This window comes from Nonomuraea deserti, from assembly GCF_004348685.1.
GTDB classification, from domain to species: Bacteria; Actinomycetota; Actinomycetes; order Streptosporangiales; family Streptosporangiaceae; genus Nonomuraea; species Nonomuraea deserti.
Genome location: NZ_SMKO01000008.1, coordinates 13,994 through 31,837, shown reverse-complemented (window position 1 = coordinate 31,837; position 17,844 = coordinate 13,994). Strand labels below are relative to the sequence as shown.

Below are 17,844 nucleotides of genomic sequence, written 5' to 3'. Positions count from 1 at the left end.
CCTTTTTGTACGGTTTCATAGTCTGGTAGTGGTCATCCCTGCCATCTGCCGGGGGAGGGCTGACCTGGGATGGAGATGGACAACACCACGATCGACTATGGCGACTACGCCGAATACGACCGGCGTCAGCGCAACATCGAACACCACCTGCTGGCGGCCTTCCTCGGCGGTCTGGCCGTCGGCCCCATGGGCATGCTCGTCACCGGCGACGGCCCCGGATGGCTGGGCCAGATCTACGACCCGTACGTCTACTTCGCCCTCACCCTGGCGGTGGGCGCCACCGCCTCGGGAGTCGGGTGGGCGCTGGTGACGACGTTCCTGGCGGCCGTGTCCACGCTGGTCTCGGCCATGGGCGCGAGCGCGCTGCTCGGGGACGACGCCCTGGGCGCCGCCGGCGACGCCGCCGGGGCCAACTGGACGCTCGCCCTGCTCGTCTGCCTGGGCCTGGCGGCCTACGTCACCCGCAGGGACGACGTGTGGGGCGACCTCGCGGCGGCCGCGGTCGGCGCGGCCCTGATCGCGGACGTGGTCGACAGGGCGGTTCCCGGGCTCGTCGAGAGCGACGGCTCGTTCTGGCCGTATCCCGCGGCGGTGATCGGGCTGCTGTCCGTGGCGCTGGTGCTCGGGTTGCGCAGGAACGCGTGGGGACGGGTGCGGGCGCTGGCGATGTCGGCGGTGCTGTCGACCCTGCTCGCGGCCGGCCTGACCGGTTCGCTGGCGGGCTGGCTGCCGCTGCCGGTGTGACCGTGGGACAAGCAGAGCGGCGCGCCGCCGGGAGTCGGTAGCCTGTAGTCCTTCAGACCCGGGTTCGAGCAAGGAGTGGCCGTGTTGCTGCGCATGTCGTCGTTGTTTCTTCGCACCCTGCGGGACGACCCGGCAGACGCGGAAGTCCCGAGCCACAAGCTCCTCGTCCGCGCCGGCTACGTCCGCCGCGTGGCGCCCGGCATCTACTCCTGGCTCCCCCTCGGCAAGCTGGTGCTCGACAACATCACCAGGATCGTCCGCGAGGAGATGAACCGGATGGGCGGCCAGGAGGTGCTCTTCCCCGCCCTGCTGCCCCGCGAATACTACGAGGCGACCGGCCGCTGGACCGAATACGGTGACACGCTCTTCCGCCTGCACGACCGCAAGGGCGCCGACTACCTGCTCGGCCCCACGCACGAGGAGCTCTTCGCCGACATGGTCAAGGGCGAATACTCCTCCTACAAGGACTACCCGGTCATTCTCTACCAGATCCAGACCAAATACCGCGACGAGGCGCGGCCCAGGGCGGGCATCCTGCGCGGCCGCGAGTTCCTCATGAAGGACTCCTACTCCTTCGACCTCGACGACGACGGGCTCAAGCGCTCCTACGAGCAGCACCGCGAGACCTACATCCGCACGTTCGACCGCCTCGGCATCAACTACACGATCGTCTTCGCGCAGTCGGGCGCGATGGGCGGCTCGGCCTCCGAGGAGTTCCTGGCGCCCACGCCCACCGGCGAGGACACGTTCGTGGCCTGCCGCGCCTGCGGCTACGCGGCCAACGCCGAGGCCGTCCTCACGCCCGCGCCCGCCGCTCGCTCCTTCGACGACGCGCCCGGGCTGCGGGTCATGGACACCCCCGGCACCCCGACCATCGAGACGCTGGTGTCGTACGTCAACGAGCACCACGGCCTGTCCGTCACCGCCGCCGACACGCTCAAGAACGTCGTCGTCAAGGTGACCACGCCCGGCTCGGACAAGGTCGAGACGCTGGTCATCGGCGTGCCCGGCGACCGCGAGGTCGACTTCAAGCGCCTCGAGGCCGCCCTGGCGCCCGGCGAGCCCGCCATCTTCGAGGCCGCCGACTTCGCCAGGCACCCGGGCCTCGTGCGCGGCTACATCGGCCCGCAGGTCCTGCGCGAGCTCGGCATCCGCTACCTCGTCGACCCGCGCGTCGTCACCGGCACGTCCTGGGTGACGGGCGCCAACGAGCCCGGCAAGCACGCCGCCAACGTGGTCGCGGGGCGCGACTTCGTCCCCGACGGCACGATCGAGGCCGCCGAGGTGCGCGCCGGCGACGCCTGCCCGCGCTGCGGCTCCGAGCTGTCCATCGACCGCGGCATCGAGATCGGCCACATCTTCCAGCTCGGCCGCAAATACGCCGACGTGGCCGGGCTCGACGCGCTCGGCCCCGACGGCAAGCCCGTCCGCGTCACGATGGGCTCCTACGGCATCGGCGTCTCGCGTGCCGTGGCGGTCATCGCGGAGCAACTGCACGACTCGCTCGGGCTGGTGTGGCCGCGCGAGGTCGCGCCCGCCGACGTGCACATCGTCGGCACCGGCAAGGAGAACCAGGTCGAGGCCGCGCTCGAACTGGCCGCCGAGCTGGAGTCGCGCGGCCTGCGGGTGCTGGTGGACGACCGGGCGCAGGTCTCGCCCGGAGTGAAGTTCAAGGACGCCGAGCTGCTGGGGCTGCCGACGATCGTGGTGGTCGGGCGCGGCCTGGCGCAGGGCGTGGTCGAGCTGCGCGACCGCGTCTCCGGCGCGAAGTCGGAGATCCCGCTCGCCGAGGCCGCCGACCGCATCGCCGCCGCCACCACCTGACGTTCCGCCGCGGCGCCCGTCCGCTTGAGGACGGGCGCCGCGTCCTGACAGCAGGACGGCATCCGGCGCTGTTGTCCGGGGGACGGCATCCTGGCGCTGCTGTCGGAGGACGGCATCCTGGCGCCGCTGTCGCTAGGACGGCATCCTGGCGCCCTCAGGCGGACGGCACGCCGGCCCTCGCGCGCCCGCGCAGGATCGCCGGCCCGATCAGGCACGCCGCCGCCACGAGCAGGATCGCCAGCGACACCGGCCGGGTCACGAACACCGAAGGGTCGCCCTCGCTGAACGCCAGCGCCCTCCTGAACTGCACCTCCATCAACGGCCCCAGCACCGCCCCCAGGATGAGCGGCGCCACCGGATACCGCGCCCGGTGCAGCACCCACCCCAGCAGCCCGAACCCGTACGCCACCAGCACCTCGAACACGCTCTGCGAGATCGAGTAGACCCCCAGCGTGGCGAAGGTGAGGATGGCCGCCGTCAGCAGCGCGGCGGGCACGCTGAGCAGCTTCACCCAGACCCGGATCAGCGGCAGGTTCAGCACGAGCAGCATCACGTTGCCGAGATAGAGGCTGGCGATCAGCGTCCACACGAGCACCGGCTGCTGGTCGAAGAGCCGCGGCCCCGGCTGCACGTCGTAGATCTGGAACGCGATCAGCAGCATGCTCGCCGTGGCCGAGGTCGGGATGCCCAGCGTGAGCAGCGGCACCAGCACTCCGGAGAACGCCGCGTTGTTGGCGGCCTCGGGGCCGGCGACCCCCTCGATGGCCCCCTGCCCGAACTGCTCCTTGTGCCGCGACAACCGCTTCTCCACGTTGTAGCTGAGGAACGTGGGCAGCTCGGCGCCTCCGGCGGGCAGCGACCCGATGGGCAGCCCGAAGGCCGTCCCGCGCAGCCACGGCTTCCACGAGCGGCGCCAGTCGTCGCGGGTCATCCCGATCCTGCCGTCGACCGTCACGGGGGCCTGCTCGGGCCGGTTCCGGGAGGCGGCGGTGGAGACCGCCTCCGCCACGGCGAACAACCCGACCGCGAGCGCCACCACCGACAGCCCTTCGTACAGCTCGGGCAGCCCGAAGGCGAAGCGCGGCTGGCCGGTCATCTGGTCGATCCCCACCATCCCGATCGTCAGCCCCAGGAGCAGGCTCGACAGCCCGCGCACGATCGAGTTTCCCATCAGCGAGGTGACCGTCACGAAGGCGAGCACCATGATCGAGAAGTACTCGGCCGGCTGGATGAGCTTGGCGATGTTCGACATGCCGGGAGCCAGGAAGGTGATGACGACCGTGGAGATCGTGCCCGCCACGAATGACCCGATGGCCGCCGTCGCCAGCGCCGCCCCCGCCCGGCCGCGCCTGGCCATCGGATGGCCCTCCAGCGTCGTGGGGATGGAGGCCGTCTCGCCGGGGATGTTGAGCAGGATGGCGGTGGTCGAGCCGCCGTACATGCCGCCGTAGTAGATGCCGGCGAACATCACGAACGCCCCGACCGGGTCGAACACGAGGGTCAGCGGCAGCAGCAGCGCGATCGTCGTGGCGGGCCCGAGCCCTGGCAGCACCCCCACCAGCGTGCCGAGGGTGACGCCGAGGACGGCGAGCAGCAGGTTCTGCAGGCTCAGCGCGTGAGCGAAACCGTCGAGCAGGTTGCCGAGCACGTCCATGTCAGATAGCCAATCTGACCAGGCCGGGCGGCAGCGTGATGCCGAGCAGCCGGTCGAACAGGAAGTACGTGGCCAGCGCCAGCACCAGCCCCACGACCGCGTCGCGCAGGAGCTTCCTGCTGCCCAGCACCCTGGCCACGACCGCGAAGAACACGGTCGTGGCCTGCCAGTAGCCGGCGGGGACCAGGACCAGGGCGTAGCCCGCCAGCGCCGCCACCAGCATCAGCACCGACGGCCAGTGCGTCTCCTCCTCGGCGTCCTGCGGGCCGGCCCTGAAGGCCTGGACGGCCCCGATCACGGCCACTACCGCCAGCCCGCCGCCGACCAGCAGCGGGAACGCCCGCGGCCCCACGGCCTGGTAACCCTCGCCCCGCGGGATCGCGAAGGCCTGGACCAGCACGACCACGGCCGCGAGCAGGAAACCGGCGGAGACGATCCGCTGCGTCACTTGCCGAGCCCCAGATCGCCCAGGATGGCGGTGACCTGCGCGCGCTGCTCGGCCAGCACCTTGCCGAACTCGTCACCCGGCTTCCAGTCCTCGGTCCAGTTGTTGCGCTCCAGGTCCTTCTTCCAGCACGAGGTCTTGCGCACCTTGTCGAGCAGGCCGATCACCTCCTGCTGCTGCTCCTCGGTCAGCCCGGCGGGCGCGAGCACGCCGGCCAGCGTGGAGACCGCCTCGTCGCCCAGGCCGAGCTCCTTCATCGTGGGCGCGTCGAGGCCGGGGACCCGCTGCTCGGAGTCGACCGAGAGCGCCCGCAGCTCACCTGCCTCGATCTGCGCGCGCAGCTCGGCGACCGTGTCGATGCCGGCCGTGGCGGCCCCGCTGAGCAGCAGGTTCATGGTCTCGCCGCCACCCGCGGTGGGCACGAAGTTGATCTCCTTGGCGGCGACGCCGCGCTCCTTGGCCAGCCCCGCCACCGTCATCTGGCCGGGGCCTCCGAGGGAGCCGCCGGTCCACTTGACGCTGCGCGGCTTGGCCTCCATCGCGTCGAGCAGCGACTTCAGATCCTCGTACGGCGACTTCGCGGGCACGACGATGGCGCTCGGCCCCCGGCTCAGCCCGGCCACGGGGGTGAGCTCGGACAGGTCCACCGGAGACTTGTTGCTCACGATGCCGCCCAGCATGGTCACGCTGTCCATGACCATGAGCTGGTAGGGGTCGCCCTTGTGCTTGGCGAACTGCGCCAGCCCGATCGTGCCGCCCGCGCCGGGCACGTTCGTCACCGTGGCGTCCACGTCGGCCACCTTGCACTCGCTGAGCGCGCCGGCGATGCCGCGTGCCCGCGTGTCCCAGCCACCGCCGGGACTGCCCGGCGCCATGATCGACAGGGCCTTGCTCGGGTAGGCGGCCCCGGCGTCGGCGCTCTCGCCGCCCACGGCGCAGCTGCTGAGGGTCACGGCCGCCGCGACGGCGGCCAGCAGCTTGATCTTCATGATGACTCCCGGGGGGTGAGGATCGAGGCGAAGAAGTCCTTGACCGGTTCGAGCACCCGCATCGGCTGGTGGCCGATGCCGGGCACGACGTCGAACCGCACGCTGATGCCGTGGGCCTCGAAGTTGTCGCGCAGGGCCGTGAGCCGCTCGACGCGGGTGAGGCCGTGGGCGTCGGCGCCGTCCATCCAGTTGCTGTCGCCCCGGTTGTTGATCTCCCAGGTCTCCACGTCGGCGCTGCCCACCACCATCTGCACCGGCACGTCGCGCAGTTCCTCCACCCTGGGCGGGCAGCCGAACTCCTCCTCGAACCCCTTCAGCCCGATCCACCACGGGCTCGTGTGGTCGATGTACGTTATCCGCCCTGGTGCACCAATGGACAATCCGGACAGCCGGTCGGGGTGCAGGTAGCCGAACCGGTGCACGAACTGGCCGCCACCGGAGAATCCATGCAGCAGGAACCGTTCCGCCACCACGTTGAAGCGCTCGGCGACCTCGTCCACCATGGCCAGCAGGACACGGTCGAAGCGGATGTCCCCGTACCGGATGAACTTGAAGGCATGCAGGTCGTGCGGGTCCTCGATGCCGGCGGGGAAGAGCGGGGCGAGCACCAGGCAGCCGTGCTCCTCGGCCCACCCGGCGAAGTTGTCGCGATACTGCGGGCCGCGCCGGCCGGTCCCGTGCTGCAGAACCACCATCGGCAGGGAAGCGCCGTCCGGGTCGTGCGTGGACGGCACGTACAGGCAGTACGAGAACCGCTGGTCGAACTTCGACGCGAACACGGTCGTGGCGCCCGCCGAGTAGAAGGCGGTCGGATGCCTGACCACATGCAATGCCTCAGTCATGAGGCGACAGCCTCGGTAAACGCGGGGTCAGCCGCAAGGAGATTGACGCGTACGCGGTAATGTGCAGGGTGGCCGTCACGCTGTTCCTCGACTCATCCGCCACCGAATCCATCGTCGTGCGGCGCTCGCCACTGGCCGAGCTGTGCGCCTGCCTGCACGCGTTCGACGAGCCAGGGCACCACCCCGCCAGTGCCGCCTGGGCCGCCAGGGCGCACCGCGACCTGCCCGACGGGCTGCTGGCGGCGGCCGCCGCCTGGGCGCCGCTCTGGGGCGCCTTCCGGGCCCGCTACCTGCTGCCGCTGTCCGCCGACCCCAAGCGCACCCTGGCCGGCGAGCTGCGGGAGGTGGCCGAGCTGCCCATCGGCGACTTCACCGCGATGACCGTGCAGGCCCTGATCGGCAAGAACGACACCGAGCTGGCGCCGCTGCTCGGCGACGAGGAGCTGAACCGGATGCGGCTGATCTCCACCAGCCGCGTGGAGATCGGCGCCCGGCTGCGCGCCGACCCCGAGGGGTTCCGCGAAGAACTGCTCGCCTTCCTCACCCGCTTCGCCGCCGCGGTGTTCGACGCCGAATGGCCGTCGCTGCGCCAGGCGATCGACCACGACGGCGCGCTGCGTACGCGTGACCTGCGCACGCGCGGGCCGCTGGCCCTCGCCGACCTCCCGACCGCCACCGCGACCAGGACCGCGTCGGGGTCGCTGCGGATCGTGTTCGGCAAGCTCTACAGCGCCACCGCCCGCGTGGACGCCGGGCGTCCCTGCCTGATCGTGCCGACCGTTCACGGGCGGCCACACCTCGTGATCAAGCACTTTCCCGGCCATCCCGTCGTCATCCAGTACAGCGCCGGCGCCGCTCCCGCGCCGACCCTGGAGACGGCCAGGCGCCGGCTCGCCGCCCTGCAGGACCCGACGAGGCTGCGGCTCTGCTACGCGATCCTGCGCAACCCGGTCGCCACCGCCGAGCTGGCCACCCAGCTCGGCATGACCGCGCCCCAGGTCTCCAGGCACCTGCGCAGGCTCAGGGAGGCCGACCTGGTCCACACCCACCGGCGCGGCTCGGTCGTCTACTACCAGCTGGACGCGGCCGCCATCGAGCGCCTCGGGCCCGACCTACTCTCCGTCCTGTACCGGTGACGACGAGGGGGACGGCGTCGCCGGCGGCGGTGCCGGCATGCCCGGGAACGCCGGCGGCTGGGCGGGGCGGAAGGCATAGGAGCGGATCACGGCCTTCTGCATGGCCAGCGCGGCGTAGCGGCGCAGCGCGTCGTCCTGCGCGGCGGCCAGCTCGAGGTAGGCGGCCGTGACGCCGTTCTCCAGGTGCACCGCCAGCTTGGCGGCCTGCGCGGCGTCGGAGGGGACGTACGGCAGCGCGTAGGAGGCGTCGGGCTCGGCGGGCTTGCCGCCCCGCGAGGTGATGTAGCCGCGCAGCTGGTCGCGGGCGGCCCGGTGGTCGTCGAAGGCGGCGGTCATCCTGTCGCGCAACGACCCCGACGTGCGCGCGCCGAGCAGCCCGTACGCGAACAGCGCGGCGTGCTCGGCCGCCAGCGCCCTGCGCAGCTTCTCGATGTCGACCGGGTTCACAACGACCTCGGCAGGGCGGCGGCGTGGGCGGCCTCGCAGGCGCCGATGCTGGCGATCAGCTGGGCCATCCCCGGTGACAGGCCGGCGAGCTGGCGGGCGCGCCGCGCCGCCGCCTTCCGCTCCAGCGACCGCAGCCGCGACAGCGAGGGTTTCTCCCGCGTGGCACGAGCGGACGGCGACCCCGTCGGCGACCCGGACGGCGACCCCGTGGGCGATCCGGCCGGGGTCGCTGAGCCGGGGGGCACGTGCTTGCGCAGCGTGTCGACGTGCGCCTGGTGCCGGTCGCGGAACGGCACGAGCTTCCGCGCGCCGTCGGCGATCAGCGACGAATAGAGCGCGATCGTGCCCTCCTTCTCCGCGATCAGCCCCTTCACCAGCACCGTCTCCGGCGAGTCGGACGGCGGCGAGGACGGCTGCGAAGGGCCGGACGCGCTGCACGCGGTGAGAGCGGCCGCTCCGCCCGCCAGCAGGGCACGCCTGGAGAGCTGACGCGGGCGCACGGGTTTGACCTCCCACTGTTCATGGAGCGGACGGACGAGAAACCTGCTCATCAGCCGGCCGCTCAACCGCCGTGCCGTGCTGATGCCGTGGCGGCAGCCCGCCCGGCAGCTTTCTCATCGGTAGCATCGTAAGGGCTGGCACCCCGGATCGTTGTCAGGCGACGCTCCGCCATTCGAGCACGACGAGTGGCGCTCTTTTCGTGCCCCCGTACGGATAGGGTGTCAACTGTCGTCGCTGGCCGAGCGGCCAGGCGGCGGAGAGCCAGAGGCGAGGTCCGCCCGGCTGAGACATGACAATAGGGAGGTCGATATGGGCAGCGCATCACCCCGCGACCACCTGATGAAGCTCCTTGAGCCCGTGGTCAGCGCGGAGGGCCTCGATCTGGAGGACATCACGGTCACGCAGGCCGGCAAGAGACGGCTGCTGCGCGTGATCGTCGACCGCGACGGCGGGGTGAGTCTCGACGACGTCGCCGACGTGAGCCAGGCGGTCTCCGCGGCTCTGGACGACACCGACGCGATGGGCCAGGCCGCCTACACGCTCGAGGTCTCCTCGCCCGGCGTCGACCGCCCGCTCACCGAGCCGCGTCACTGGCGGCGCGCCGCCAAACGGCTGGTGAAGGCCGAGATGAGAGACGGCTCCGTGGTGGAGGGCCGCATCCTGGCGGCGGACGCCGGCGGCGTCGACCTCGATGTCGCGGGCGCCGCGCGCAGGCTTGATTACGAAGACCTGGCCCGGGGACGGGTACAAGTGGAGTTCCGCCGGATCGACGACGTCGACGGCGACGAAGGCTAAGGGGGGAGCCGTCGTGGACATCGACATGAGCGTCCTGCGCAGCCTCGAACGGGAGAAGGACATCTCCTTCGACCTGGTCGTCAAGGCGATCGAGGACGCGCTGCTGATCGCTTACTTCCGCACCGACGGCGCCGCCTCCAAGGCGCGTGCCGAGCTCGACAGGCAGAGCGGTCACGTCACGATCTGGGCCGCCGAGGTCGACGAGGAAGGCGAGGTCGTCAGGGAATATGACGATACGCCCAGCAATTTCAGCAGGATCGCCGCCACCACCGCCAAGCAGGTCATCCTGCAGCAGCTGCGCGACGCCGAAGACGAGATCAACTTCGGCGAGTTCGCCAGCCGCGAGGGCGAGCTGGTCTCCGGCGTCATCCAGCAGGGCAAGGATCCGCGCGTGGTGCTGGTCGACCTCGGCAAGATCGAGGCCGTGCTGCCCCACGCCGAGCAGGTCCCCGGCGAGGAATACGTTCACGGCGAGCGCATCCGCGCCTACGTGGTGCAGGTGAAGAAGGGCCACAAGGGCCCGTCGGTCACCCTGTCGCGCACGCATCCCGGGCTGGTGAAGAAGCTCTTCGCGCTCGAGGTGCCGGAGATCGCCGACGGCACCGTGGAGATCGCCGCGGTGGCGCGTGAGGCGGGCCACCGTACGAAGATCGCGGTCAGGTCGCGCAAGCCGGGCGTCAACGCCAAGGGCGCGTGCATCGGCCCGATGGGGTCACGGGTGCGTAACGTGATGACCGAGCTCCACGGCGAGAAGATCGACATCATCGACTGGTCGGAAGATCCGGGCGAATTCGTGGGGAATGCCCTGTCCCCCGCGCGCGTTTCCCACGTTGAGGTTCTCGATCTCGACGGGCGTGTGGCGCGTGTGATTGTTCCCGACTACCAGCTCTCGCTGGCCATCGGCAAAGAGGGGCAGAATGCCCGGCTCGCCGCGCGACTGACAGGATGGCGGATCGACATCCGTCCTGACACCCAAGCCGAGGATGCCGCCGGTTCCGTAGATGCGTCGACACGGTAAGCTGGAATATGGTGGCCTGGCCGCCCCACAGCGCACCTGTGTGGGCTGCAGGGTTCGCACGGCTAAGTCCGAGCTGCTCCGCCTGGTGCGGGTCGAAGACCACGTGGTCCCCGACCTGCGAGGACGGCTCCCCGGGCGTGGTGCATCGCTGCACCCGTCCGCGAGTTGTCTGGAGCTTGCCGAGCGTCGCCGAGCGTTCCCGCGCGCGTTCCGCGTGCCGGGGCCGCTTGACGTCTCGCGCGTGCGGGCGCACCTGGAAGGAGAACCACGAAATGTCATGTAGGACGCCGAGTTGATGGGCGGAGTCAGATTGCTATGAGCGCCTGATGAGCACGCGGCGATGAAGACGTCAAGGTAGCGACGGTCCGGACGGCACAGCCAGCCTCCCGGGCCGAGTAAGGGAGTGCAGTGGCGAAGGTCCGGGTATACGAGCTCGCTAAGGAGTTCGGCGTAGAGAGCAAGGTCGTCATGGCCAAGCTCCAAGAGATGGGGGAGTTCGTCCGTTCGGCGTCCTCGACCATCGAAGCGCCGGTGGTCCGCAGGCTCACCGAAGCTCTGGGCGCATCCAAGGGTGGGCCCTCCAGAGGCGGCGGTCAGCCGTCCAGCAAACCGCAGCCCCCGAGGGCTGCCCCCCGGCAGGCCGACGGCCAGGCCGGTAACGGCGCGCAGGCGCCGGCCCCCTCACCGCGTCCGGGTCCCAAGCCCGGTCCGCGTCCGGGCCCCGCGGGCGGCGCGCAGCCGCGTCCGCCGGTGCCCATGCCGCACCAGCCGCAGCAGCAGCCCGAGGCGGCGCGCGGCGAGTCCGGCGCACCGCAGGCACGTTTCGAGAGCGGCGCGCCCGCCCGTCCCGGCCCGCGGCCGGGTCCGGCGGCCCGTCCGGGTCCCAAGCCCGGTCCCGCGCCCCGTCCGGGTCCCGGAGGCGGCGGCTCCCCGCAGGCGCCGCGTCCAGGCGGTCAGTCCGGCGGCGGCCCGCGTCCCGGTCCGGGTCCCAAGCCCGGTCCGCGTGGTCCGCGTCCCGGCAACAACCCGTTCTCTTCCAACGCCAGCGGCATGGGCCAGTCCCGTCCGCCGCGTCCGGGAGGCAACCGCGACGGTGGCGGTCCCGGCCAGCGTGAGCGCCGTGACGGCCCGCCGCGCGACGGCGCGATCCCGCGTCCGCCGCAGGGCCGTGGCGGTGGCGAGGGCAGGCCCGGCGCCGCCGGACCGCGTCCTGGTCCGCCCGCGGGCGGACCGCGTCCCGGTCCCGGTGCGGGCGGTCCCCGTCCCGGTGGTCCGCGTCCCAACCCGATGATGATGCCGCAGGGCCGTCCTGCCGGCCCCGGCGGTGGCGGCGGTGGCCGTCCCGGCGGTGGCGGCGGCGGTGGCGGTGGCGGTCGTCCCGGCGGCGGTGGCCGCCCCGGTGGTGGCGGCGGTGGCGGTCGTCCCGGTGGCGGTGGCGGCGGCTACGCCGGCCGTCCCGGTGGCGGCGGTGCCGGTCCGCGCACCGGCACCGGCGGTCCCGGCGGCTTCGGCGGCCGGCCTGGTGGCGGCGGTCGCGGTCGTGGCGGCGGCACCGCGGGAGCCTTCGGGCGTCCCGGCGGTCGTCCGGCGCGTGGCCGCAAGTCCAAGCGGCAGAGGCGCCAGGAGTTCGACAACATGTCGGCGCCCGCGATCGGCGGCGTGCAGGTCGCTCGCGGCAACGGCGCGACGATCCGCCTTCCGCGGGGCGCGTCGCTGTCCGACTTCGCCGACCGCATCGGTGCCAACCCCGCCTCGCTCGTGCAGATCATGCTGCACCTCGGCGAGATGGTGACGGCGACGCAGTCGGTCAACGAGGAGACGCTGCAGCTGCTCGGCGCCGAGCTCGACTACAACATCCAGGTCGTCAGCCCGGAGGAGGAGGACCGCGAGCTTCTCGAGGCCTTCGACATCGAGTTCGGCGAGGACGAGGGCGACGAGGCCGACCTGGCCGCGCGCCCGCCGGTCGTGACCGTCATGGGTCACGTCGACCACGGTAAGACGAAGCTGCTCGACGCCATCCGCAAGACCAACGTGGTGGCGCGCGAGGCGGGTGGCATCACCCAGCACATCGGCGCTTACCAGGTCTCCGCCGAGCACGAGGGTGAAGACCGCAAGATCACCTTCATCGACACCCCGGGTCACGAGGCGTTCACCGCCATGCGTGCCCGAGGCGCCAAGTCCACCGACATCGCGGTGCTGGTGGTCGCGGCCGACGACGGCGTGAAGCCGCAGACGATCGAGGCGCTCAACCACGCCCAGGCGGCCGAGGTGCCGGTCGTGGTCGCGGTCAACAAGGTCGACAAGGAGGGCGCCGACCCCAACAAGGTCCGCGCCCAGCTCACCGAATACGGCCTGGTGGCGGAGGAATACGGCGGCTCCACCCTCTTCGTCGACATCTCGGCGAAGAACGGCACGGGCATCGAGCAGCTCCTCGAGGCCATCCTGCTGACCGCGGACGCCGAGCTCGACCTGCGGGCCAACCCGTCGATGGACGCTCAGGGCATCGCGATCGAGGCGCACCTCGACCGTGGCCGTGGCCCCGTCGCGACCGTCCTGGTCCAGCGCGGCACGCTGCGGGTGGGCGACTCGATCGTGTGCGGCGAGGCCTTCGGCCGCGTCCGCGCCCTGCTCGACGACACCGGCGAGCCGGTCGAGGAGGCCACGCCGTCCCGTCCGGTCCTGGTGATGGGTCTGACGGCCGTGCCGAGCGCCGGTGACAACTTCATCGTCGTCACCGACGACCGGATGGCGCGGCAGATCGCCCAGCAGCGCGCGGCGCGCAAGCGCAGCGCCGACATGGCGAAGTCGAGCCGTCGCCGCAGCCTCGAGGACATCTTCAAGGACCTCGAGAAGGGCAGCGTCGACGAGCTCAAGCTCATCATCAAGGGCGACGTGTCCGGTTCGGTGGAGGCCCTGGAAGACGCCCTGCTCAAGATCGACGTCGGCGACGAGGTCAGGCTCCGTGTCCTGCACCGCGCGGTCGGCGCGATCACCGAGTACGACGTCAACCTGGCCGTCGCCGACGACAACGCGGTCATCATCGGCTTCAACGTCCGCCCCGAGCCCCGGGCGCGCGACCTGGCCGAGCGCGAGGGCGTCGACATCCGCTACTACTCGGTCATCTACCAGGCGATCGAGGAGATCGAAGCGGCGCTCAAGGGCATGCTCAAGCCCGAGTTCGAAGAGGCCCAGCTGGGCACCGCGGAGGTTCGCGAGGTCTTCAAGGTCCCGAAGATCGGCAACATCGCCGGTTCGCTGGTCCGCTCCGGCGTGATCGTCCGCAACAGCAAGGCCAGGGTGATCCGCGATGGCGTCGTCATCGCCGACAACCTGACCGTCTCGTCCCTGCGTCGCTTCAAGGATGACGCGACCGAGGTCCGTGAGGGCTTCGAGTGCGGCATCGGGATCGGCTACAACGATCTGCGGGTCGACGACGTGATCGAGACGTTCGAGATGCGGGAGAAGCCGCGCGCGTGACGCGCGGCCGGGCGCCCGGCGGGACATCCGCCGGGCGCCTCTCGCACGCCCTGGCCTGGTCCCCACCGCAGCAGGCCGGTCGTGCGTCCACCCCACCAGGACAAGCGGTGGTAGCCAACGATGTATGTGGGTGCCTTGACCCTGGACGTCCTGCTCGGCGACGTGCGATCGCTGAAGCAGAAGCGCTCTGCCGTACGCCCGTTGATCGCCGAGGTCCAGCGCCGTTATCCCGGCGTCGCGGTGGCTGAGACCGGCCATCTCGACCTGCACCGCAGGGCGGAAATCGGCATCGCGGTGGTCTCCGCCTCAGCGGGAAACTGCAAGGAAGTGCTGGACGCCTGCGAGCGGCTGGTGGCCTTCCGCCCTGAGATCGAGCTGCTGTCGGCCCGGCACCGGCTCTACACCGACGAAGATTGAACGACTGCACGGCCAGGTCGTGCGTGAGGGGGAGCGAACCATGGTGGATGCCGCACGAGCGCGCAAGCTCGCCGACCGCATCCAGCAGATCGTCGCCGAGATGCTGGAGCGCCGGATCAAGGATCCGCGTTTGGGCTTCGTCACCGTGACCGACACGCGCATCACCGCTGACCTGCGTGAGGCGACGGTGTTCTACACGGTGTTCGGCTCGGAGGCCGAGCGGGCCGACAGCGCCGCGGCCCTCGAGAGCGCCAAGGGCATCATCCGCTCCGAGGTCGGACGCCAGACCGGCGTCCGCTTCACCCCCACGCTGACCTTCAAGCATGACCCGCTGCCCGACAGCGCGCGTCAGCTCGACGATCTGATCAACGCCGCCAGGGCACGCGACGCCGAGGTGGCACGGCAGGCCCAGAGCGCCACCTACGCGGGCGAAGCCGACCCCTACCGCAAGCCCGACGAGGGCGAAGACGGGGGTGCCGCTGGTGGGGACGACCAGGCGTGACGCCCGACGTACGCGACAGGGCGGAGCCGCCCCGGGTCAACGGGCGGCCACCGGACGAGTGCGCGGTTCCCGAGGCCGCCTGGAGCCGGGCGCTGCATCTGATCCGGCAGGCCGACGAGGTGGCCATGGCCTGCCACGTGACCCCCGACGGCGACGCGCTCGGCTCGATGCTGGCCGTCGCGTTCACGCTGCGTTCGATGGGCAAGCGGGTGGTGACGTCGTTCGGCGACCACCACTTCGTGGTGCCGCGGCTGCTGCGGTTCCTGCCGGGGCAGGAGATGCTGGTGCCGCCGGAGGAGTTCCCCGAGTCCCCCGACCTGATGATCACGTTCGACTCGTCGACGTTCCAGCGGCTGGGGCTCCTGGGCGCCAGCACCGCCAGAGCCCGTGAGGTCATCGTGGTCGACCACCACCCCTCCAACGAGGGGGAGTTCGGCACGCTCAGCCTCATCGACTCCGCGGCCGCGGCCACGGCCATGCTGGCCGAGGAGCTGATCTACCGGCTCGGCGGGCAGCTCGACCGCGACATCGCCACCTGCCTGTACGCGGGCCTGGTGACCGACACCGGATCGTTCCGCCACTCCACGACCACGCCCGCCGTGCACCACATGGCGGCGAGGCTGGTCGCCACCGGGCTGCGCACCGACGAGATCGCCCGTGAGCTGTGGGACCGTTCCCCCTTCGGCTATCTCAAGGTGCTGGCAGGGGCGCTGGAGCGGGTGACGCTGGAGGACGGGCTCGTGTGGACGTACGTGTCGCAGGTCGACCGGGCCGCGTACGGGCTGCCTTACTCCGAGCTCGAAGGCGTCATCGACATCCTGCGGCGCACCGACGAGGCCGAGGTCGCGGTGGTGCTCAAGGAGGACGACCAGGGCTACTGGCAGGTGTCCACCCGGTCCAAGGGAGCCGTCGACGTCGCCGCCGTGTGCGCGGCGCTGGGCGGCGGCGGGCACCACAACGCGGCCGGCTACACCTCCCAGGACAGCGTGGAGGACACGATGGTGAAGTTCCGGCGAGAGCTGAGGAAGGCCTGATGGCTCAGAGCGGTCTGATCGTCGTCGACAAGCCGGACGGCTGGACGTCCCACGACGTGGTGGCCAAGATGCGGCGCGTCGCGGGCACTCGCCGCGTGGGGCACGCGGGCACGCTCGATCCGATGGCGACGGGCGTGCTGGTGGTCGGCGTGGAGAAGGCGACCAGGCTGCTCGGTCATCTGGCGCTGACGGAGAAGGTCTACGAAGCCACGATCAGGCTCGGCGTGAGCACCAACACCGACGACGCCGAGGGCGAGGTCACCGCCTCGGTCCCGGCCTCGGCCGTCACCCCGGCTGAGATCCACAAGGGCGTCACGGCGCTGACGGGCGCTATCATGCAGATCCCGCCCCAGGTCAGCGCGATCAAGGTCGACGGGCAGCGGGCCTACAAGAGGGCGCGCGCGGGCGAGACGGTCGAGCTGCAGGCCAGGCCGGTGACGGTGAGCGAGTTCCAGGTGCTGGACATCAGGGCCGGCGACGAGGCCGTGGACGTCGACGCGGTCGTGACCTGCTCAAGCGGCACCTACATCCGCGCGCTGGCGCGCGACCTCGGGGCGGAGCTCGGCGTCGGAGGCCACCTGACGCGGCTGCGGCGCACCCGGGTGGGCCCCTACGACCTGTCGCTGGCCAGGACGGTCGAGCAGCTCGCCGAGGAGTGCGAGATCCTGCCGATCGGCGCGGCGGTCGCGGCGGCCTTCCCGCGCAGGGACGTCACCGCGGAGGAGGCGCGCGTGATCGGGCACGGCGGCCGGCTGCCCGCCACGGGGCTCGGCGCGGGGCCGATCGGCGTGTTCGGGCCGGACGGCGAGCTGCTCGCGCTCGTGGAGGAGCGGGGCGCGCTCGCCAAGCCGATCGCCGTCTTCGCGGGCTGAGCGCGGTCAGGGAGCTTGCCGGTATTTTCGCGGGGTGAGCGCGGTCAGGCAGGTTTGCGGGCGACGATGATGTCACGCACGATCGCCTGGTCGACCCAGTGCTCGAAGTCGGGATAGTCCAGCACGTCCAGGCCGGCGCCGGTGAGGATCCTGGCCAGCTCGGCGCGCTTGCCGCCGTAGGTGTTCCAGGCGATGCCCATCGCGCCGCCGGGGCGCAGCAGCTCGGCCCAGCCGGGCACGGCCCTGCTCAGCAGCTCCATGGGGCTGCGCGACAACCCGCCGCCGCCCTTGCTGCCGTGCTGGACACCGTAGGGGGCGTCGGTCGCCACGACGTCGAACGAGCGCGGCTTGAAGAACTCGCGGCTCTTGAGCGTGTCGGCGTTGACCACGGTCAGGCGCTGCACGTCGCCGGCCTTGAACGCCTCTTTCGACAGGCCGAACGTGACGTTGAGCCGCCGCCCGGCCAGCGCCCGCTCGCGGCGCACCGGCACGGTCTCGGCGGTGTGCTTGAGCCGCTTGTTGCGCAGCCAGGTCTTGATGAAAGCGGCGTAGGCCTCGAAGTCCTTGCCGTCGACGTCGAGGCCGTAGGCGTCGTAGCCGTACATGAGGGCCTGGTTGAGGGTCGTGCCGCGGCCGCACATCGGGTCGAACACCGCCAGCCGCTCGCCCAGCCCCTTGCCCGTGGCCAGCGCGGTGACGTTGAGCAGCAGCTTGGTGAAGTGTTCGTTGGTCTTGCCGGCGTATTTCTGGATGGTGATCAGGTCGCTGCTGAGCCGGTCGAGCGGGCGCGCGGTCAGCGGCCTGAGCAACTCGCCCTCCACGCCGAACAGGGCGTAGACGGAGGAGAGATTCGACAGCAGCGAGAGGTGCGGCTCCGCCAGCGGCTCAGCCGTCTCGAACGTCACGTAGGGGACGCCGCCGATGACGGTCTCGTCGCCGGCCGCCACCTGCCCGCCGAGGCCGCGCGCGCTGAAGACGGCCAGCTCGTTGCGGGTCAGCCGGACGGAGCTCTCGGCGTAGACCCGGTTGAAGGCGGGCAGGATCAGAAGCGCGTAACGAGGCACGATGCCCGATCCTATCCGTTGACGGAGGAAGGTCGCCGGGACGAGCCGGCGCGGTGACGACCCCCTGGGTTGCGGGCGACCGC

General features: G+C 71.3%; 18 protein-coding genes. 11 read left to right on the top strand and 7 right to left on the bottom strand.

Annotated features, from left to right (window positions below):
• Positions 1-75 precede the first annotated feature (75 nt).
• Together E1292_RS05345 and E1292_RS05340 are read left to right on the top strand one after the other, a co-directional pair.
• Positions 76-744, top strand: coding sequence for a hypothetical protein (locus E1292_RS05345; RefSeq protein ID WP_132592579.1), 669 nt, complete (start codon positions 76-78; stop codon positions 742-744).
• A gap of 81 nt (positions 745-825) precedes the next feature.
• Positions 826-2,568, top strand: coding sequence for a proline--tRNA ligase (locus tag E1292_RS05340; protein ID WP_181958190.1), 1,743 nt, complete (start codon positions 826-828; stop codon positions 2,566-2,568).
• A gap of 154 nt (positions 2,569-2,722) precedes the next feature.
• On the opposite strand, the gene E1292_RS05335 is transcribed toward E1292_RS05340, so the two are convergent.
• The 4 genes from E1292_RS05335 to E1292_RS05320 are packed head-to-tail and all read right to left on the bottom strand — an operon-like array spanning position 2,723 to position 6,498.
• The gene (locus tag E1292_RS05335; protein WP_132592577.1) at positions 2,723-4,222 is read right to left on the bottom strand and encodes a tripartite tricarboxylate transporter permease; all 1,500 of its coding nucleotides are present in this window, start codon (positions 4,220-4,222) and stop codon (positions 2,723-2,725) included.
• Between the two features lies 1 nt (position 4,223).
• Positions 4,224-4,670, bottom strand: a complete 447-nt coding sequence (locus E1292_RS05330) for a tripartite tricarboxylate transporter TctB family protein (protein WP_132592575.1) — start codon at positions 4,668-4,670, stop codon at positions 4,224-4,226.
• The gene (locus tag E1292_RS05325; protein WP_132592573.1) at positions 4,667-5,656 is read right to left on the bottom strand and encodes a Bug family tripartite tricarboxylate transporter substrate binding protein; all 990 of its coding nucleotides are present in this window, start codon (positions 5,654-5,656) and stop codon (positions 4,667-4,669) included. The genes E1292_RS05330 and E1292_RS05325 overlap by 4 nt, the downstream gene beginning before the upstream one ends.
• Entirely contained in the window at positions 5,653-6,498 is an 846-nt protein-coding gene (locus E1292_RS05320; protein ID WP_132592571.1) for an alpha/beta hydrolase family protein, read from the bottom strand. The genes E1292_RS05325 and E1292_RS05320 overlap by 4 nt, the downstream gene beginning before the upstream one ends.
• Positions 6,499-6,566: 68 nt before the next feature.
• Here E1292_RS05320 and E1292_RS05315 point away from each other — a divergent pair, with 68 nt between their 5' ends.
• A complete protein-coding gene (locus E1292_RS05315; protein WP_220446675.1) occupies positions 6,567-7,634 on the top strand; it encodes an ArsR/SmtB family transcription factor in 1,068 nt (355 codons plus the stop codon).
• On the opposite strand, the gene E1292_RS05310 is transcribed toward E1292_RS05315, so the two are convergent.
• Positions 7,611-8,081 (bottom strand): ferritin-like domain-containing protein, encoded by a 471-nt coding sequence (locus E1292_RS05310; RefSeq protein ID WP_246089941.1) that lies wholly within the window; start codon positions 8,079-8,081, stop codon positions 7,611-7,613. The genes E1292_RS05315 and E1292_RS05310 overlap by 24 nt on opposite strands.
• Positions 8,078-8,581 (bottom strand): hypothetical protein, encoded by a 504-nt coding sequence (locus E1292_RS05305; protein WP_132592567.1) that lies wholly within the window; start codon positions 8,579-8,581, stop codon positions 8,078-8,080. Before E1292_RS05305 ends, E1292_RS05310 begins: the two co-directional genes overlap by 4 nt.
• 310 nt (positions 8,582-8,891) lie before the next feature.
• Between E1292_RS05305 and rimP the strand changes: the two genes are divergently transcribed.
• The 8 genes from rimP (at position 8,892) to truB (ending at position 16,697) form a co-directional block, all read left to right on the top strand.
• Positions 8,892-9,377 carry a ribosome maturation factor RimP gene (rimP, locus tag E1292_RS05300; RefSeq protein WP_132507309.1) on the top strand — a complete coding sequence of 162 codons (486 nt, stop codon included), beginning with the start codon at positions 8,892-8,894 and terminating at the stop codon, positions 9,375-9,377.
• 25 nt (positions 9,378-9,402) lie between these two features.
• Complete coding sequence (nusA, locus tag E1292_RS05295; protein ID WP_132592723.1) at positions 9,403-10,395, top strand: transcription termination factor NusA; 993 nt, start codon at positions 9,403-9,405, stop codon at positions 10,393-10,395.
• On the top strand, positions 10,379-10,678 hold the full coding sequence (locus tag E1292_RS05290) for a YlxR family protein (protein WP_132507307.1): 300 nt from the start codon (positions 10,379-10,381) through the stop codon (positions 10,676-10,678). Before nusA ends, E1292_RS05290 begins: the two co-directional genes overlap by 17 nt.
• A 125-nt stretch (positions 10,679-10,803) precedes the next feature.
• A complete protein-coding gene (gene infB / locus E1292_RS05285) occupies positions 10,804-13,872 on the top strand; it encodes a translation initiation factor IF-2 (protein ID WP_132592565.1) in 3,069 nt (1,022 codons plus the stop codon).
• A gap of 120 nt (positions 13,873-13,992) precedes the next feature.
• The gene (locus E1292_RS05280; protein WP_132592563.1) at positions 13,993-14,289 is read left to right on the top strand and encodes a DUF503 domain-containing protein; all 297 of its coding nucleotides are present in this window, start codon (positions 13,993-13,995) and stop codon (positions 14,287-14,289) included.
• Positions 14,290-14,329: 40 nt separating this feature from the next.
• Entirely contained in the window at positions 14,330-14,791 is a 462-nt protein-coding gene (gene rbfA, locus E1292_RS05275) for a 30S ribosome-binding factor RbfA (protein WP_132592721.1), read from the top strand.
• Complete coding sequence (locus E1292_RS05270; RefSeq protein ID WP_132592561.1) at positions 14,788-15,825, top strand: DHH family phosphoesterase; 1,038 nt, start codon at positions 14,788-14,790, stop codon at positions 15,823-15,825. The genes rbfA and E1292_RS05270 overlap by 4 nt, the downstream gene beginning before the upstream one ends.
• Entirely contained in the window at positions 15,825-16,697 is an 873-nt protein-coding gene (truB, locus tag E1292_RS05265) for a tRNA pseudouridine(55) synthase TruB (RefSeq protein WP_132592559.1), read from the top strand. Before E1292_RS05270 ends, truB begins: the two co-directional genes overlap by 1 nt.
• A 44-nt stretch (positions 16,698-16,741) precedes the next feature.
• Here the strand turns inward: truB and E1292_RS05260 are convergent, their stop codons facing one another.
• Complete coding sequence (locus E1292_RS05260) at positions 16,742-17,761, bottom strand: TRM11 family SAM-dependent methyltransferase (protein WP_132592557.1); 1,020 nt, start codon at positions 17,759-17,761, stop codon at positions 16,742-16,744.
• Positions 17,762-17,844 lie beyond the last annotated feature (83 nt).

What these genes read in the sequence shown, in the direction of transcription:
- E1292_RS05320 (WP_132592571.1), bottom strand. Translation starts at nt 6,498, where the DNA reads ATGACTGAGGCATTGCATGTGGTCAGGCATCCGACCGCCTTCTACTCG.
- nusA (WP_132592723.1), top strand. Translation starts at nt 9,403, where the DNA reads ATGAGCGTCCTGCGCAGCCTCGAACGGGAGAAGGACATCTCCTTCGAC.
- E1292_RS05290 (WP_132507307.1), top strand. Translation starts at nt 10,379, where the DNA reads ATGCGTCGACACGGTAAGCTGGAATATGGTGGCCTGGCCGCCCCACAG.
- rimP (WP_132507309.1), top strand. Translation starts at nt 8,892, where the DNA reads ATGGGCAGCGCATCACCCCGCGACCACCTGATGAAGCTCCTTGAGCCC.
- E1292_RS05345 (WP_132592579.1), top strand. Translation starts at nt 76, where the DNA reads ATGGACAACACCACGATCGACTATGGCGACTACGCCGAATACGACCGG.
- truB (WP_132592559.1), top strand. Translation starts at nt 15,825, where the DNA reads ATGGCTCAGAGCGGTCTGATCGTCGTCGACAAGCCGGACGGCTGGACG.
- rbfA (WP_132592721.1), top strand. Translation starts at nt 14,330, where the DNA reads ATGGTGGATGCCGCACGAGCGCGCAAGCTCGCCGACCGCATCCAGCAG.
- E1292_RS05325 (WP_132592573.1), bottom strand. Translation starts at nt 5,656, where the DNA reads ATGAAGATCAAGCTGCTGGCCGCCGTCGCGGCGGCCGTGACCCTCAGC.
- E1292_RS05335 (WP_132592577.1), bottom strand. Translation starts at nt 4,222, where the DNA reads ATGGACGTGCTCGGCAACCTGCTCGACGGTTTCGCTCACGCGCTGAGC.
- E1292_RS05280 (WP_132592563.1), top strand. Translation starts at nt 13,993, where the DNA reads ATGTATGTGGGTGCCTTGACCCTGGACGTCCTGCTCGGCGACGTGCGA.